The sequence below is a fragment of the Streptomyces sp. NPDC048565 genome (genome assembly GCF_040650935.1).
In the GTDB taxonomy this organism is placed as follows: Bacteria; Actinomycetota; Actinomycetes; order Streptomycetales; family Streptomycetaceae; genus Streptomyces.
On record NZ_JBEZIH010000007.1, the window covers coordinates 57,286 to 73,161 of the forward strand.

Below are 15,876 nucleotides of genomic sequence, written 5' to 3' on the forward strand. Positions count from 1 at the left end.
GTCTTCACGCGGTGTCCTCACGGGTCAGGAGCATCTGCTGCACATCGAGGTAGCCGGACCTGAAGCCGGCCTCGGAGTAGGCGAGATAGAAGGTCCACATGCGGCGGAAGACCGCGTCGAAGCCGAGCGCGTCGACCTCGTCGGCGCGTTCCGTGAAGCGCTCCCGCCACAGCCGCAGGGTTTCGGCGTAGTGCGCGCCGAAGCTGTCGCGCCGTGCCGTGCGCAGCGAGGTACGGGCGGTGGTGACGCGCTCCATGGCCTCGGTGGAGGGCAGCAGTCCGCCGGGGAAGATGTACTTCTGGATCCAGGTGTACGTGCCGCGGCTGGCCAGCATCCGGTCGTCGGGCATCGTGATCGCCTGGAGGGCGATCCTCCCGCCGGGAGCCAGGCAGCGCTCCAGGGTACGGAAGTACTCCGGCCAGAACTCCTCCCCGACCGCCTCGATCATCTCGACGCTGACGACCGCGTCGTACTCGCCGGTGACGTCCCGGTAGTCGCTGAGCCGGACGTCGACCCGGTCCTCGTGGCCCGCTTCGCGGATCCGGCCCCGGGCCAGCTCCCGCTGTTCCCTGGAGAGGGTCAGGGTGGTGACCCGCGCACCTCGCGCCGCCGCGCGTACGGCGAGTTCGCCCCAGCCGGTGCCGATCTCCAGCAGCTCGGTGCCGTCGCCCACACCGGCCAGGTCGAGGAGCCGGTCGATCTTGCGGTGCTGCGCGGCGGCCAGCAGGTCGCGCTCGGCGGGGAATCCGCGGAAGACGGCGGCGGAGTACGTGAGTGTGTCGTCGAGGAAGAGCGCGAAGAGGTCGTTCGACAGGTCGTAGTGGTGGCTGATGTTGTCGCGTGCGCCCTCGGGGGTGTTGGCCTGCGCGGCGGGCTTGCGCGGGGCCCACAGGCTCCGCAGCCTCTGCAGCGGTGCGGGGACGAGGCCGGCCGCGTTGGCCGCGAGGACGGTGAGGACGCCGACGAGGTCGGGAGAGTCCCACTCGCCCGCCATGTACGACTCGCCGAAGCCGATGAGCCCGCCCGCACCGATCCGCCGGAAGAAGGCGTCGGGGTCGCGGATCTCCATGAGCGGCCCGCCGAGACCGGTGCTTCCGCGGCCGGCGAGGCTCACGCGCAGCGGGAGCCGGGCGAGCGCGTGCCGTACGAGCCGCTCGGCCACCGCGGTCCTCGCTCCGGAGGCCCGTGGCAGCGAGGCCACGTCGGGCCGGCGCCCGGGATCGGGGGTGGCGCCCGAGGCGGCTGCGGGTCCGGCCCGGCCGGGTACGCCGAAGCCGGCGCCGGCCTGGGCGGGGGGACGGTGGGAGACGGGGCGACGAGGGGAGGTGGGCACCTTCACTGCATGCCTTCCTGGGTGCGATGACGGGGACGTGGCTGTACGGGGAGCCGGCGCAGGAACAGCCGGACCCCGTGCAGCCGGATCGCGGCGGATACCACCGCGGTGGAGAAGGGGTGGCGCAGGAACAGCCGGACCAGTTGGGCGGGCGTACCGGGACGGCGGGTGCCGCGTACGGTCGCCGTGAACGGGCGGGCGTCCTCGCGCTCCAGGTGGACCGTCAGGTTCAGCCGGGGGCCCGGTTCGGGCAGCCGCATCCGGTAGGCGCCGTCCACCGGGAAGAACGGCGAGACGTAGAAGTCCTTGGCGGTGGCCGCGCGGCCCGCCTCGTCCGTCCGCAGCAGATACGCGTGCCGCTCCCCGTAGGTGTTGTGGACCTCGGCGACGACGCAGAGCGGGGCGCCGTCCTGGCGGTGGCACCAGTAGACGGTCAGCGGGTTGAACACATGGCCGAGTACGCGGGCCTGGGTGAGCATGGTGACGGCCCCGCCGGCGAGTTCGACGCCCTGGGCCAGGAGGAAACGTTCGAGCCCGGCCCGGACGGTGGGCGCCGTGCCGCCGAAGTGGTCGCGGGCGTCGAACCGGGCCAGCGGGCGCAGGAGGTGCGGCAGCCGTGGCGGGCGGTCCGGGTCGATGAGCCACAGATAGGTACGGTGCCGCAGGGCGTATCTGCGCGGCGCGGTCCTTACGTGGGTGATGGTGCACGGGTAGAGGGCGTTCACCAGATCACTCCCAGCGCCTCGGCGGCCCGCGCACCCGACCGGCAGCCGTCCTCGTGGAACCCCCAGCCGTGGTAGGCCCCGGCGAAGGCGGTGACCGGCCCGGAGAGCGCGGGCAGCCGGGCCTGCGCGGCGACGGACTCCGGGGTGAAGACGGGGTGTTCGTAGAGCGCCCGGGCCAGGACACGGTCCGGGTCGACGCGGTCGGCGCCGTTCAGCGTGACGACGAAGCGCTCGGGCGCGTCCAGACGCTGGAGGCGGTTCATGTCGTAGCTGACGGTCACCCGGTCGGCGTCGGCGGCGCAGGACGGCAGCAGGTAGTTCCAGGAGGCCGCGGCGCCCCGGCTGCGCGGCAGCAGCGAGGTGTCGGTGTGCAGCAGTGTGGGGTTGCGGGAGTAACGGAAGGCCCCGAGGGTGCGCCGCTCCTCGTCGGTGGGGTCGGCGAGCAGCCGCAGCGCCTGGTCGGGGTGGGTGGCGACGACCACCGCGTCGTAGTCATCGGCGGCGCCGTCCTCGGTGACGATCTCCACGCCGCCGCTGTGCCGGCGCACCGCCCGGACCGGGGCGGCCGTGCGCACGGAGTGCACCCGCCCCGCGACGCGGTCGACGTACGCCCGTGAGCCGCCGGTGACGGTCCGCCAGACCGGCGAGTTCCCGACCGAGAGCATCCCGTGGTGCTCCAGAAACGTGAAGAGGTGGCGGGCCGGGTAGCGCATCGCCGTCGCCGGGTCGCAGGACCACACAGCGGAGACCATGGGTGTCAGGAAGTGGGCGCAGAAGTAGCGGGAGAACCGGCCGCGCGCCGCGAACTCGCCCAGGGTCATGGCCCCGGTGTCCTCGGGCAGCGCGAGCAACGCCCTGGCCGCGCGGTGGAACCGGGGCACCTCGGTCAGCATCCGCAGATACGGGCCCCTGAGCAGCGACCCCGGCCGGGCGAACAGCCCTGCGGCGCCGCGGGCGCCCGCGTACTCCAGTCCGCACCCCTCGCAGCGGACGGACATGCTCATGTCCGACTCCTGTGTGGCGACGCCGAGTTCGTCGAAGAGCCTGAGCAGGTGCGGGTACGTCCGCCGGTTGTGCACGATGAACCCCGAGTCGACGCGGTGGGTCCGGCCGTCCGACGACCTCAGGTCATGGGTGTGCGCGTGCCCGCCGAGCCGCTCGTCCGACTCCAGAAGCGTCACCTCGTGCGCCCTCCCCAGGATGTGCGCGGCGGTCAGTCCCGCCACCCCGCTGCCCACCACGGCTGTACGCCGTCGCTCCCGTGCCAATGCGGGCTCCTTCCGGTGTCGCGTGCCTGGCCGGGGCTCTGTCGGAGTGCCCCTCTGAGGTCATTCGGGGCGGCGGACGCGGCGGATTGGCCGATGAACGGATTTCCTTCATCGGGGTGAACGACCAATCCGCCGGGCGGTCGGCGCCGAACCCCCGGTGTGAGAACAGACCGAGACGTTTCGCAGAAGCACGGGGCCACCGGGTCCCGGCGGTCCCGCTGGGCGCGCGCCGCGTTCGCCGCGCTCAGCGGTCTGATCGCCGGGTTCACCGCCCTGTGCGTCGCAGAGCTCGTCGCCGCCGCCGTACGTCCTGAGGCGGGTCCGGTCTCGGCCGTGGGCGGGGCGGTCATCGACCGCACTCCCCCGGCCGTCAAGGACTTCGCCGTACGGAACTTCGGTACGGACGACAAGCTGGTGCTGCAACTCGGCATCCTCGTCCTGCTGGCGCTCTTCGCCATGGCGGTGGGGATCCTCGCGCTGCGCCACCGGCGGACCGGCGCCGCGGCCGTACTGGTCTTCGGTGCGGTCGGGGCGGTGTCCGCGGCCGGACGGCCGGAGGGCCGTCCGGGCGATGCGCTGCCCTCGGCCGTGGGCGCGCTGGTGGCCGCGGGGGTGCTGTATCTCCTGGCGGGCCGGCTGGTCCCTGCCGCCGTCCCGTCTCCCGCGGCGGGTGGGACGGGCGGCGGCGAGCCGGACAGCGGTGTGCGGGACAACACGGTGCAGGGCGCCTTCGACCGCCGCGGGTTCGTGATCGCGGCGACCGCGGCGGCGGCGGCCTCGGCCGGTGCGGGGGTCCTGGGCCGAGGGCTCCAGACGTCCCAGCTGGCCGGGGCAGCGGCCTCACGCGAGGACATCACCCTTCCGCCGCCCGCCTCACCCACGCGCCCCATCCCTTCAGGAGCGGGTCCTGACATCCGCGGTCTGAGTTCCTTCGTCACCCCGAACAAGGACTTCTACCGGGTGGACACCGCCCTGGTGGTACCGCGCGTCGACGCCGACCGGTGGCGGCTGCGGATCCACGGCAAGGGAGTGACGCGACCCGTCACCCTCAGCTTCCAGGACCTCCTGAAGCGTGAGCTCGTCGAGCGCGACATCACGCTGACCTGTGTGTCCAACCAGGTCGGGGGCCCCTATGTGGGCACGGCGCGGTGGATCGGCGTACGCCTGGCCACTCTGCTGAGCGAGGCCGGGGTCAGGCCACCGTCGAAGGGCGGGCCCGCGGATCAGGTCGTGGCGCGTTCCGTGGACGGGATGACGATCGGAACCCCGGTCGAGGAGGTCATGGACGGCCGTGACGCTCTGCTCGCGGTCGGTATGAACGGCGAACCACTGCCGTTCGACCACGGTTTCCCGGTCCGGATGGTCGTCCCCGGCCTGTACGGCTATGTCTCGGCGTGCAAGTGGATCCAGGACGTCGAACTCACGACGTTCGACGCCTACGACGCCTACTGGGTCAAGCGCGACTGGTCGCGCAGGGCTCCGGTCAAGACCCAGTCACGCATCGACACGCCCCGCCCCTTCGCCGCCCCGCGGGCGGGGACCGTGCCCGTCGCCGGTGTCGCCTGGGCCCAGCACCGGGGCATCGCCCGGGTCGAGGTCCGGGTCGACGGGGGTGAGTGGCACACCGCGCGGCTGGCCGCCGAGGCCGGCCGTGACACCTGGCGCCAGTGGGTGTGGGAGTGGCCCGCCACGACCGGCCACCACACCCTCCAGGTCCGTGCGACGGACCGCACCGGCGCCACACAGACCGACAAGCGGGTCGGCACCGTCCCCGACGGTGCGACCGGGTGGCACTCGGTGGTGGTCGACGTGCCCTGACCGCCCCATGTACACCCCGCCCCCCATATCCAGATCCAGCCCCATCAGTAACGATTCACCCAGGAGATCCTCATGAGCAACCGTCACCTTCGCCGCATCGCTGTCGCCGCCTCCGCGGCCGCCGTGCTGCCCCTCGCCCTGACCGCCTGCTCCAGCGACTCGGACACCTCCGCGTCCGGCTCCGGCTCCGGTGCGGACAAGGCCTCGTCGAGTGCGCCGGCCGAGGACACCCAGCCCATGGACGAGCCCTTCGGCCCGGGCTGTGCGACGGTCCCGAAGACGGGCGCGGGCTCGTTCGACGGCATGGCGCAGGACCCGGTCGCCACGGCCGCCTCGAACAACCCCGCGCTGTCCACGCTGGTGACGGCCGTCAAGCAGGCCGATCTCGTCGACACTCTGAACAGCGCCGAGAACATCACGGTGTTCGCCCCCACCAACGACGCGTTCGCCAAGATCCCGAAGGCCGACCTGGACAAGCTGCTCGCGGACAAGGCCGAGCTCTCCAAGGTGCTCACCTCGCACGTCGTGGGAGAGAAGCTCACGCCGAAGCAGCTGGAGAAGGGCTCCTTCGACACCTTGGCCAAGACGAAGCTGACGACGTCGGGGGCGAAGACGTCGTACACCGTGAACGACTCGTCGAAGGTCGTCTGCGGCAACGTCCCGACCGCCAACGCGACGGTCTACATCGTGGACACCGTTCTGATGCCGGCGAGCTGAGCTGACGCCTCCGTCGGGGCGGTGAGCCACCGCCCCGACGGAACCGCAGAATTCGACCGCCAAGAAAACTACACATAAGGGACATGTAAGAGCACACTGGTGTGGAGAGCTGATGGCCGTGTCATCTGACCGCGGTCGCCCCAGCAAGTGCGAAGGAGAACATCCTCATGAGTAACATCTCGCACACCGGAAGGGACGTTTCCGGACACACCGAGAAAGACCTCTCCGGACATCCCGACGCCGAAGAAATGCGAGCGCGCCACGACCGTGTCATGAGCGGCGGCCGCACCACGGCCGGCGCGGACGCCCCGCTGTTCCTGGCCGGTCTGTTCGCCGCCGTCTCACCGTGGGTGCTCCACTTCACCGCGAACCAGCCCTCCCTGGTGGTCCACAACGTCGTCATCGGTATCGCGATAGCCCTGCTGGCACTCTGCTTCACCGCCATGCCGGAGCGGATGACCGGGATGAGCATGGCCATCGTCGCGCTGGGCGCGTGGCTCATCGTGTCGCCCTGGGTCGTGGGCCAGAGCCCGGACATGGGCGTCGTCCTCACCAACGTGATCGTCGGTGGTCTGACGGTTGTGCTGGGTGCGACCTGCGCGGGACTCTCGATCATGAACAAGAAGAAGAGGAAGGCCTGACGGGAGAACCACACGGGTGGCCAGGGGCACGCACAGCCTGCCCCTGGCCACCCGTCGTCACGCCCGCGTCCCCCTCACATCCGCGCTCCGGACGGCGCTCAGCCCACCGAGCTGTACGCCACCACACCCCGCAGCACCGCGTCGACGGCCTTGTGGGCGTTCTTCGCGACGGAACTCCCGTCCCGGGGCGCGGCGGCCGCGATCTGGCCGAGTACGTCGATGACCTGCTTGCACCAGCGCACGAAGTCGCCCGCCGGCATCTCCGCCTCGCGCAGGACCTCGTCCAGCGTCCGCCCCGAGGCCCACATGTAGACCGCCCAGGCGAAGCCGAGGTCGGGTTCGCGCTGGCCGACCCCTTCCGTCTGGCTGATCTTGAAGTCCTCCTCCAGGGCGTCGAGACGGCCCCAGATACGGATCATCTCGCCCATCGCGGCCTTCGCAGGACCCGAGGGCAGCTTCGGCGCGACCGCGTCGTCCGCCTGCCGCGCCTCGTAGACCAGGGCGGACACGCACGCGGCGAGTTCGGCGGGATTGAGCCCCTCCCAGACGCCCTCCCGCAGGCATTCGCTGGCCAGCAGGTCGAGCTCCCCGTAGAGCCGTGCCAGCCGCCGGCCGTTGTCGGTGACCTTGCTGCCCCGGAGGTAGTCGAGCTCGGTCAGGAGCGCCACGATGCGGTCGAAGGTCCGGGCGATGGTGTTCGTCCGGCCCTCGATGCGGTGCTCCAGCTGCCGGGTGTCGCGCTGCAGCCGGTGGTAGCGCTCGGCCCAGCGGGCATGGTCCTCGCGCTCGTCGCATCCATGGCAGGGGTGCGCCCGCAGTTCCGTACGCAGCCGGGCGATCTCCCGGTCGTCGGCCGCCGCGGCCCGCTGCTTGCGGTGCCGGCCCGGGTCGACGTGGCCGGCCTTGCTCCGCAGCGCGGAGGCCAGATCCCGGCGGGACTGCGGTGAGCGCGGGTTGAACGACTTGGGCACCCGCATCCGCTCCAGCGCCTCGACCGGCACCGGGAAGTCGATCTGGGCCAGCCGCTTGACCTGCCGCTCGGCGGTCAGCACCAGGGGACGCGGTCCGTCGTGGTATTCGAGCCCGCGATGGCCGTTGGTCCGCCCGGCCGAGAGTCCCGGGTCGAGGACCAGGGCGAGCCCGGCGAACTTCCCGGTGGGGACATGGATGACGTCACCCGGCTTCAGCTTCTCCAGGGACGAGGCGGCGGCCGCCCGCCGCTGGGCAGCGCCCTGCTTGGCCAGCTCCGTCTCGCGGTCCTTGAGGTCGCGGCGCAGCCGTGCGTACTCCTCGAAGTCCCCCAGGTGGCAGGTCATGCCCTCCTTGTAGCCCTCGAGCCCTTCCTCGTTGCGCTGGACCTGGCGGGAGATCCCGACGACCGAGCGGTCGGCCTGGAACTGCGCGAAGGAGGTCTCCAGCAGCTCGCGCGAGCGGTGCCGCCCGAACTGCTGGACGAGGTTGACCGCCATGTTGTACGAGGGCCGGAAGCTGGAGCGCAGCGGATACGTACGGGTCCCCGCGAGCCCCGCCAGCGCGCCCGGGTCCATCCCCCTCTGCCACAGGACGACGGCGTGGCCCTCCACGTCGATACCGCGGCGCCCGGCCCGCCCGGTCAGCTGCGTGTACTCGCCGGGCGTGATGTCGGCGTGCTGCTCGCCGTTCCACTTGACCAGCTTCTCCAGCACCACGGAACGCGCGGGCATGTTGATGCCGAGCGCCAGCGTCTCGGTCGCGAAGACCGCCTTGACGAGGCCGCGGACGAACAGCTCCTCCACGACCTCCTTGAAGGTCGGCAGCATCCCTGCGTGGTGCGCGGCGATGCCACGCTCCAGGCCCTCGATCCACTCGTAGTACCCGAGGACATGGAGGTCCTCGGGGGGAATGGACGCGGTCCGCTCCTCGACGATCTCCCGCACCAGCTGCCGCTTGTCCTCGTCGTTCAGCCGGAGCCCGGCCTGCAGGCACTGCTGGACGGCCGCCTGGCAGCCTGCCCTGCTGAAGATGAACGTGATGGCGGGCAGGAGTCCCTCGGCGTCGAGGCGGTCGATGACCTCGGGCCTCGACGGGGTCCAGATCCGGCTGCGCTGGCGTCTCTCACGCTCCCGGTCCGCCTCGCGCACCATTTTCCCGCGCCTGCGCTCACGCGGGTTGTATCCGCGCTGGTTCTCCATCCGGGCGAGCCTGACGAGGTCCGGATTGACCTCGCGCCGACCGGTGCCCCGGCCGCCGTGGTCGGTCTCCTCCTCGAAGAGGTCGTACATCCGGCGGCCGGCCATGACGTGCTGCCACAGCGGCACGGGCCGGTGCTCGGAGACGATCACCTGGGTGTCGCCCCGGACGGTGTCCAGCCAGTCGCCGAACTCCTCGGCGTTGGAAACGGTCGCCGACAGTGACACCAGGGTCACGGACTCCGGCAGGTGGATGATCACTTCCTCCCACACGGCGCCCCGGAAGCGGTCGGAGAGGTAGTGCACCTCGTCCATGACCACGTAACCCAGGCCTGTGAGGGCCTGGGATCCCGCGTACAGCATGTTGCGCAGGACCTCGGTCGTCATGACGACGACGGGTGCGTCCGCGTTGACGCTGTTGTCACCGGTGAGCAGACCGACCTTGTCCGCGCCGTAACGCCGGACGAGATCGGTGAACTTCTGGTTGGACAGGGCCTTGATGGGCGTGGTGTAGAAGCACTTGCGGCCCTGTTCCAGGGCCAGGTGCACGGCGAATTCACCGACGATCGTCTTGCCCGATCCGGTGGGGGCCGCGACCAGCACTCCCTTGCCGGCCTCCAGGGCCTGGCAGGCCTCGATCTGGAACGGGTCCAGACCGAATTCGTACATCTCGCGAAAGGGCCCGAAGGCCGTGGCCAGCTCGGCCGCACGGACGCGGGACGCCTGGTATCGCTCAGCTGGTGAGAGGTCCTCTGTCATCGTGATACGAGCCTACCCGCCCCGTATGACAGTCAGCCCGATCTTTGTTTTCACGGTGCGAGGACCCGGACCGCACCGGGTACGCAGGTGGCGCGGACGGGCAGCGCGCCCAGCGGCTCACCGTCCGCGTAGGCGGTGACACCGGCCGCGACCAGCTCTATCGATGACACCCGGTGCACGGTGACCTTCGGATGCCCGATGTGCGTGCCCCGGTACACCTTCGGGAAGACCTTGAGCAGGGTGGCCCGGCTGCAGTCGCCGACCACCGTCACGTCGAAGAGCCCGTCGTCCATGACCGCGTCGGCGCAGATCCGCATGCCGCCGCCGTACGTCGTCCCGTTGCCCACGGCGATCAGCGTCGCCTCGATCTCCGTCACGGGACCTCCGTCGAACCTCACCCGGTACGGGACCGGACGGAAGGAGGCCAGCTCGGCGAGGATCGCCAGGTCGTACTTGAAGCGCCCGCCCACCCAGCGCATCCGGTTCCCCCGGTCGTTGACCCGCGAGTCGAAGCCCGAGGCCAGGACGGACCCGAACCAGCGCTCCTCCGTCCGGCCCAGGTCGATCGCGCGCGCCGCCTCGGCCTTGAGCACCTCGGCGGCCACCCGCCCGGCGGCGGCCGGATCACGGATCGGCAGCCTGAGGGCGCGGGCGAAGTCGTTCCCGGTGCCTACGGCCACGGCACCGAGCGGCGTCGAGGTCCCGGCGACGGCCTGCAGGGCGAGGGACATCATGCCGTCCCCGCCCACGGCTATCAGGGCCCCGGTTCCGTCCGCCACCGCCTCCCTGGCGCGGCGCAGCGCGTCATCGGCGTCCTCGCCCAGAACGGTGCGTACGGAGAAGCCTGCGTCCCGCAAGGCGGAAGCGGCCGGCTGCGCGGCACGCGCGCCCCGGCCGCTCCCGGCGGTGGGATTGACGAAGAGGGTGATCTCGCTGGTCACCAGCGGACCCTACAAGGTCAGATGATGTCGTCCAAGGTCAGGTGATGTCGTCGTAGCCGTTGAGCCGGTGCGACCGTCCGCCGTCCGCCTCACCGTCCGCCTGCTCGGGCAGGGCGGGCCTCGACACCGGTTCGATCGCGCCGACCGACTCGGGCGTGAGGTCCAGACTCGATGCCTCGTCGTCGTCGAGCTCGGCATCGGGATTGGCACGCCGCCTGCGCTTGTCGTTGAGGAGCGAGACACCGACCGCGATGAAGTAGAGCACCGCGAGCGGGCCCGCGAGCAGCAGCATCGAGATGGGCTCGCCACCGGGCGTGGCGATGGCCGCGAAAGCGGTGAGCCCGACGATCATGCCGCGCCACCAGCGCAGCATGCGGGCGCCGGAGAGCACTCCTGTCATGTTGAGGAGGATGAGCAGCAGCGGCAGTTCGAAGGCCAGGCCGAAAACGATCACCATGCGGGTGATCAGGTCCAGGAAGTCATCGAGGGGCAGCAGGTTCTTCACGTTGTCGGGGGTGAACCCGAGCATGATGTCCGCGGTCTGCGGCAGGATCGTGTACGCCAGGTAGGCCCCGGCGACGAAGAGCGGTACGCCGGCCGCCACGAAGGCGATCGAGTAGCGCTTCTCCTTCTGGTGCAGGCCGGGGGCGACGAATCCCCACAGCTGGTACAGCCACACCGGGGTGGCCACCAGCACGCCTGTCATCAAGGACACCTTCAGCGCGATGGTGAACGGCGACAGCAGACCGTTGGTGGTCATCTCCGCGCACGGCCGGCCATTGATCATGGTCACGGCGCCGTTCCTGCAGCCGACCGAGTCCAGGATCGGCTTCATCAGGAACTCGAAGATTTCCTTCTGGAAGAACGCTGCCACGATCACGGCGACGATGATCGCCAGGACCGACTTCAGCAGCCGGTTGCGCAGCTCACGCAGGTGATCGAGGAGGGGCATCCGCCCCTCGTCGTCCTTATCCTGCTTGCGGGCAGACTTGAGCAACCCACTTCCCTCGTCTCGTACGACAGCTTCCGGCGGTGCGGATCAGCTGTCAGCTCTGGGTGGTGGGCTTGGGCTCACTGACCGGGCGGGAGCTCGTGACGTCTCCCGGAGCGGCCTGGATGGTGCGCGCGGTGGCGTCGGCCGCGGTGGTGTCCGCGACGTTCTCCGTGGTGGGCGCCGCGGGCTCCGGGTCGTCCTTCTTCATGGCCTTGGCCTCGCTCTTGAGGATGCGGGCCGACTTGCCGAGCGAACGCGCCATGTCGGGAAGCTTCTTGGCACCGAAGAGCAGCAGGACGACAGCGATGATCAGAACGATCTCTAGGGGCTTCAGATTGCCGATCATGTGCGACTTCCTTCTCACTGAGGCGTCTGGAGGGTGGGCTCGCTACCCGTTCGACCGGACAGTTGTCCGACCTGGCGCTGGCAGCGATCGTAACCCGCGGGGGTAAACGTGAGGCAATGCCTGTGCGTACTCCCGCTTGCGGCCCACACCTCCCTGCCTGGGCCGCTCAAGAAGCGTACCCTCCGAGGCCGTGAATCTGGAGGCCGCGACCGGCTATCGCAGGGCCTCTCCCGTGTCGGCGAGAGTGGTGGCCGCTCGTTCGAGATCCTCCGACGCTCGGTTGATCCGCCGCGTGGTCGTGGCGACCTGTCCGGCGAGCCGCTGGGCCTCGACGAAGACCTTGACGGCCAGCACGCCGAGCACGGCCAGGCCGGCGAATCCCAGAGCGATGGCGAGCATGGGCCAGAACATGGACGGAACCTCTGTCTCTCGTCACCGCAGGGCGGTGTGCAGGCGCAGTGTCCGTACCCCGCCACCGCTGAGAAGCTCGACGATGCGCTCCCCGGCCGGCTTGCGGACCGCGGAACCGCACGCGGGACACGTGAAGGAGTAGAAGGTCGTACGGCGGCTGGCGCCTATGGCCAGCCGCAGCGCACCCGCCGCGAGCTCGAACCGCTCACGGCAGTCGGGACAGGCGGCCCTGAAGCGCACGGCGTCGGGCACCGCGACCGGAACCGGTCCGCTCTGCGTGCTCGATATCACGGTCATACGCCCTTCGTCCCGTCGATGCACCGGTGCCCCCCTCAGAGCGCGCCGTCGTAGGCGGCCAGTGCGTCACGCGCCGCCAGCCGGGCGCTCTCGGCCAGCTCCGGAGGCGAGGTGATACGGCCTTCGCCGCCGAGCCGCAGGGCGAGCCTGCGCAGGGAGGCCGGGTCGGGGGTGCGCAGAGTGATCCGCAGGCCACCGTCGGGCAGTTCGTCGGCACTGTCGTGCGGGTAGTACTCGGCCACCCACCGGCCACCGGGGCCGACCTCGATCACGACCTCCGGGTCCTCGGCGGCGGGCTGAACAAGACCCTCGGAGAGATCGCGCAGTTCAAGCTCGGGCGGTGCGGAAGGCGCGTCGAGCAGTCTGATCTCGGCGACCCGGTCGAGCCGGAACGTACGCCGTGCCTCGGTGAGCCGGCACCAGCCCTCCATATAGGTGTGGCCGACGGCGAACAGCCGGATCGGGTCCACCTCGCGCTCGGTCAGCTCGTCGCGTGCGGGCGAGTAGTAGCGCAGCCAGAGACGGCGCCGCTCGGAGATCGCCCGGTCGACGTCGGCGAAGACACCGCCCTCGGACTCGAAGGTGACCGAGAGCCGCGAGCTGGCGGCCCCCACCTCACCGGCCGCCGTCTCCAGCTTCGCCGTCGCGCGCACCAGCGCCTGCCGGTCGCTCTCCCGCAGGCCCGGGAGCGTCGCGACGGCACGGGCCGCGACGAGGAGCGCGGTCGCCTCGTCGGCGGCGAGCCGCAGCGGCGCCGCGACGTCGTCCGGGTTGTGCCACCAGATCCGGTCGCCGTCGGTGTCGATGTCCAGCAGGTCGCCGCCGCGGAAGCTGGTCCCGCACATGGGAAGCACGTCGAGGTCGGAGATCAGCTCGTCCTCGGTGATCCCGAAGGCCCGGGCCACGTCCTGGACGTGAGCGCCGGGGCGCTCACGCAGGTAGGTGACGAGGGAGAGCATCCGCCGGGTCTGGTCGATCGCGTTCGTGGCCACGAGTACGGGTCCCCTCAGTCCTTGGCCACGGCGCGCAGCCGGTCCATCACGTCGGCCCGCAGATCGGCGGGTTCGCTCACGATCACGTCGGGCCCGAACTCCACGAGCCAGGCGTCGAGCCCGTGTCCGTACGGGATCTCCAACTCGTCCCAGCCGTCACCGCACTCCCGTACGGAAACGGCGCGGGAGCGCAGGGGGTAGCCGGAGCCGCTGCGCAGCCTGATGCGGGCGGTCCTGGTCGCGGTCTCCCCCGCCCAGCTCTCCACGGTCTCTCGGACGGTCACCGCGTCGGGAACCCGGGCGGTGAAGGCCCCGGCACGGGAGCGGACCCGGCCCGAGATCCGGGACAGCCTGAAGACCCGCTCGGCGCCACGGTCGCGGTCCCAGCCGGCCAGATACCAGTGGCCGCGCCAGCATTCCAGCGTCCAGGGCTCGACCTGGCGCTGCTCCGGGCGGGCGGCGTTGCCCTTGCGGTAGTCGAAGGTGACCGGGCGGCGGTCACGGCAGGCGAGCATCAGCGGCTCGAAGGCGGCCTCGTGCACCGGGATACGGGGTTCGAGGGCGCTGTGCACCTCGTAAGCGTCCTCGGCCTCCGGCATGCCGGCGGCCCGCAGCTTCTGCAGGGCGCCGCTGGCGGCGCCCGCGAGGCGGGCCTGCTGCCAGACCTTGGCGGCGAGCCCGAGGGCGGCGGCCTCCTCGGCGTCCAGGGTGATGGGGGGCAGCCGGTTGCTGTCGCGGCGCGCGAGATAGCCGGTGTCGCCGTCCAGGTTCTCCACGGTCTCGATGATCAGGCCGAGTTCACGCAGATCGTCCTTGTCGCGCTCGAACATCCGGTTGAAGGACTCGTCGGAGCCCGCCTCCAGGTAGGCCTCGATGGAGCCGCGGAGCTCACGCTTGCTGAGCGGGCGCCGGGTACCCAGCAGACACAGTGCCAGGTTCATCAGCCGTTCGGCCTTGGCAATCGCCATCGACGCCCTTTCTCGACGTGCTCTGAGACCGTCGACCGTACCGCTCCGGGGTGTCCGGACCAAAGCGAGGGCCCGTGCCTCCCGGCACGGGCCCCTGCTGCTGTGAACGGACGGATCAGACGCCGACGAGGTCACAGACGAAGATCAGCGTCTCGCCCGGGGCGATGGCGCCGCCGCCCGCGCCACGGTCGCCGTAGGCGAGGTGCGCGGGGATCGTCAGCTGGCGACGGCCGCCGACCTTCATGCCCTGGACGCCCTTGTCCCAGCCGGCGATGACCTGGCCGGCACCGAGCTGGAACTGCAGCGGGGTGCCGCGGTTCCACGAGGCGTCGAACTCCTCGCCGCTGGAGAAGGACACACCGACGTAGTGCACGGAGACGGTCTGGCCCGCCTGAGCCACCGGGCCGTCGCCCTCCCAGATTTCCTTGATCTCCAGGTCGGCCGGCGGCTCGCCACCCGGGAAGTCGATCTCGGGCTTCTCGATGCTCACTTGAACTGCTCCTCTTGACTGTGAACTGGGCAACCGGGACAGTCTTACATCTTTGTCAGGATGTCCACGGACCACACGAGCGTCGACTTGGCGGGGATGGTCTGCTGCGCCTGGTCACCGAAACCCTGGTCCGGCGGCATGACGAGCAGGACACGACTGCCGACCTTCTTGCCGACGAGGCCGGACTTCAGTCCCTTGACCGTGATCTGCGCCAGCGGGAAGCTCGCGACCTGGCCCGAGTCGTAGGTGCTGTCGAACTTCTTCGCACCCTTCCACACATAGGCCTCGTAGTTCACGACGACCGTGTCGCTCTCCTTCACGGCTTCCCCGTCGGACTCGATGACGTACTTGGAGACGAGCTTCTTGGGCGGGTCACTCTTGGGGATCGTGACCTTGGGAGCCTTGCCGTCGGTGTTGTCGCCGACCTTCGGCAGGTCGATGTTGTCCTGGGCGACCGTGCTGCCCTTGGGGGTCTTCGGGACCGCCTTGCCGCTCAGCACGTCCACGACGAAGACGAGCGTGGCGTTGGGCGGGATGTCCTCGCCCTGGCCCTGCTCCCCGTACGCGAGATCCGGCGGGATGGTGAGCTTCACGCGGCTGCCGGCCTTCTGGCCGACGAGCCCCTGCTCCCAGCCCGGGATGACCTGACCGGCGCCGAGGATGAGACCGAACGGCTGCTTGCGGTCGAAGCTGTTGTCGAACGGCTTGTCCGAGTCCCACGCCTGACCGAGGTAGTTCACCTCGGCCGCGTCGCCGTTCTTCAGCTTCGCGCCATCACCCTCACTGATGACTTCGGTCTTCAGCTTCTTGGGTGGATCACCCGCACCCTTGGACAGAGTGGGCTTCTCCCCGAACTTCGTCCCCGCGGTGATCGCGGGAACCTCGCTCTTGGAGGCGGAGTCGGAGGCCTTGTCGTCGCCGCATGCCGCCGTGGACAGCAGCAGTAGGGGGACGACGAGAAGGCCGGCAAGTCGGCGCACTGGTTCCTCAGATCTCAGACGGCACGTG

The 15,876-nt window shown here is 70.4% G+C and carries 16 protein-coding genes; 3 read left to right on the forward strand and 13 right to left on the reverse strand.

Annotated elements, in window-relative coordinates; translation table 11 throughout:
* Positions 1-4: 4 nt before the first annotated feature.
* The 3 genes from AB0C75_RS11000 to AB0C75_RS11010 form a co-directional block, all read right to left on the reverse strand.
* Positions 5-1,201 carry a cyclopropane-fatty-acyl-phospholipid synthase family protein gene (locus tag AB0C75_RS11000; protein WP_362889616.1) on the reverse strand — a complete coding sequence of 399 codons (1,197 nt, stop codon included), beginning with the start codon at positions 1,199-1,201 and terminating at the stop codon, positions 5-7.
* Between the two features lie 134 nt (positions 1,202-1,335).
* Positions 1,336-2,061, reverse strand: coding sequence for a DUF1365 domain-containing protein (locus AB0C75_RS11005; RefSeq protein WP_362889618.1), 726 nt, complete (start codon positions 2,059-2,061; stop codon positions 1,336-1,338).
* On the reverse strand, positions 2,055-3,326 hold the full coding sequence (locus AB0C75_RS11010) for an FAD-dependent oxidoreductase (protein WP_362889263.1): 1,272 nt from the start codon (positions 3,324-3,326) through the stop codon (positions 2,055-2,057). Before AB0C75_RS11010 ends, AB0C75_RS11005 begins: the two co-directional genes overlap by 7 nt.
* A gap of 252 nt (positions 3,327-3,578) precedes the next feature.
* Between AB0C75_RS11010 and AB0C75_RS11015 the strand changes: the two genes are divergently transcribed.
* The 3 genes from AB0C75_RS11015 (at position 3,579) to AB0C75_RS11025 (ending at position 6,502) form a co-directional block, all read left to right on the forward strand.
* Positions 3,579-5,144, forward strand: a complete 1,566-nt coding sequence (locus tag AB0C75_RS11015) for a molybdopterin-dependent oxidoreductase (protein ID WP_362889620.1) — start codon at positions 3,579-3,581, stop codon at positions 5,142-5,144.
* Between the two features lie 72 nt (positions 5,145-5,216).
* On the forward strand, positions 5,217-5,861 hold the full coding sequence (locus tag AB0C75_RS11020; protein WP_362889265.1) for a fasciclin domain-containing protein: 645 nt from the start codon (positions 5,217-5,219) through the stop codon (positions 5,859-5,861).
* A gap of 167 nt (positions 5,862-6,028) precedes the next feature.
* Positions 6,029-6,502, forward strand: coding sequence for an SPW repeat protein (locus tag AB0C75_RS11025; RefSeq protein WP_362889267.1), 474 nt, complete (start codon positions 6,029-6,031; stop codon positions 6,500-6,502).
* 98 nt (positions 6,503-6,600) lie between these two features.
* On the opposite strand, the gene AB0C75_RS11030 is transcribed toward AB0C75_RS11025, so the two are convergent.
* The 10 genes from AB0C75_RS11030 to AB0C75_RS11075 form a co-directional block, all read right to left on the reverse strand.
* Complete coding sequence (locus AB0C75_RS11030) at positions 6,601-9,429, reverse strand: DEAD/DEAH box helicase (RefSeq protein WP_362889269.1); 2,829 nt, start codon at positions 9,427-9,429, stop codon at positions 6,601-6,603.
* Between the two features lie 50 nt (positions 9,430-9,479).
* On the reverse strand, positions 9,480-10,370 hold the full coding sequence (locus AB0C75_RS11035; RefSeq protein ID WP_362889271.1) for a diacylglycerol kinase: 891 nt from the start codon (positions 10,368-10,370) through the stop codon (positions 9,480-9,482).
* Between the two features lie 37 nt (positions 10,371-10,407).
* Positions 10,408-11,367: a twin-arginine translocase subunit TatC gene (tatC, locus tag AB0C75_RS11040; RefSeq protein WP_362889273.1), complete on the reverse strand. Its 960-nt coding sequence runs from the start codon at positions 11,365-11,367 to the stop codon at positions 10,408-10,410.
* 49 nt (positions 11,368-11,416) lie between these two features.
* Positions 11,417-11,710 carry a Sec-independent protein translocase subunit TatA gene (gene tatA / locus AB0C75_RS11045; RefSeq protein ID WP_362889275.1) on the reverse strand — a complete coding sequence of 98 codons (294 nt, stop codon included), beginning with the start codon at positions 11,708-11,710 and terminating at the stop codon, positions 11,417-11,419.
* Positions 11,711-11,923: 213 nt separating this feature from the next.
* Positions 11,924-12,121 carry a hypothetical protein gene (locus AB0C75_RS11050; protein ID WP_362889277.1) on the reverse strand — a complete coding sequence of 66 codons (198 nt, stop codon included), beginning with the start codon at positions 12,119-12,121 and terminating at the stop codon, positions 11,924-11,926.
* A 21-nt stretch (positions 12,122-12,142) separates the two neighbouring features.
* On the reverse strand, positions 12,143-12,418 hold the full coding sequence (locus AB0C75_RS11055; RefSeq protein ID WP_362889279.1) for a hypothetical protein: 276 nt from the start codon (positions 12,416-12,418) through the stop codon (positions 12,143-12,145).
* A gap of 35 nt (positions 12,419-12,453) precedes the next feature.
* Entirely contained in the window at positions 12,454-13,410 is a 957-nt protein-coding gene (locus AB0C75_RS11060) for a WYL domain-containing protein (RefSeq protein WP_362889281.1), read from the reverse strand.
* A gap of 14 nt (positions 13,411-13,424) precedes the next feature.
* Complete coding sequence (locus AB0C75_RS11065; RefSeq protein ID WP_362889283.1) at positions 13,425-14,378, reverse strand: WYL domain-containing protein; 954 nt, start codon at positions 14,376-14,378, stop codon at positions 13,425-13,427.
* A 115-nt stretch (positions 14,379-14,493) separates the two neighbouring features.
* Positions 14,494-14,868 (reverse strand): FKBP-type peptidyl-prolyl cis-trans isomerase, encoded by a 375-nt coding sequence (locus AB0C75_RS11070; RefSeq protein ID WP_362889285.1) that lies wholly within the window; start codon positions 14,866-14,868, stop codon positions 14,494-14,496.
* A gap of 44 nt (positions 14,869-14,912) precedes the next feature.
* Positions 14,913-15,848, reverse strand: a complete 936-nt coding sequence (locus tag AB0C75_RS11075; RefSeq protein ID WP_362889287.1) for an FKBP-type peptidyl-prolyl cis-trans isomerase — start codon at positions 15,846-15,848, stop codon at positions 14,913-14,915.
* Positions 15,849-15,876 lie beyond the last annotated feature (28 nt).

Coding starts and splice junctions, on each gene's coding strand:
- AB0C75_RS11020 (WP_362889265.1), top strand. CDS start 5,217: ATGAGCAACCGTCACCTTCGCCGCATCGCTGTCGCCGCCTCCGCGGCC.
- AB0C75_RS11025 (WP_362889267.1), top strand. CDS start 6,029: ATGAGTAACATCTCGCACACCGGAAGGGACGTTTCCGGACACACCGAG.
- AB0C75_RS11030 (WP_362889269.1), bottom strand. CDS start 9,429: ATGACAGAGGACCTCTCACCAGCTGAGCGATACCAGGCGTCCCGCGTC.
- tatA (WP_362889275.1), bottom strand. CDS start 11,710: ATGATCGGCAATCTGAAGCCCCTAGAGATCGTTCTGATCATCGCTGTC.
- AB0C75_RS11050 (WP_362889277.1), bottom strand. CDS start 12,121: ATGTTCTGGCCCATGCTCGCCATCGCTCTGGGATTCGCCGGCCTGGCC.
- AB0C75_RS11055 (WP_362889279.1), bottom strand. CDS start 12,418: ATGACCGTGATATCGAGCACGCAGAGCGGACCGGTTCCGGTCGCGGTG.
- AB0C75_RS11065 (WP_362889283.1), bottom strand. CDS start 14,378: ATGGCGATTGCCAAGGCCGAACGGCTGATGAACCTGGCACTGTGTCTG.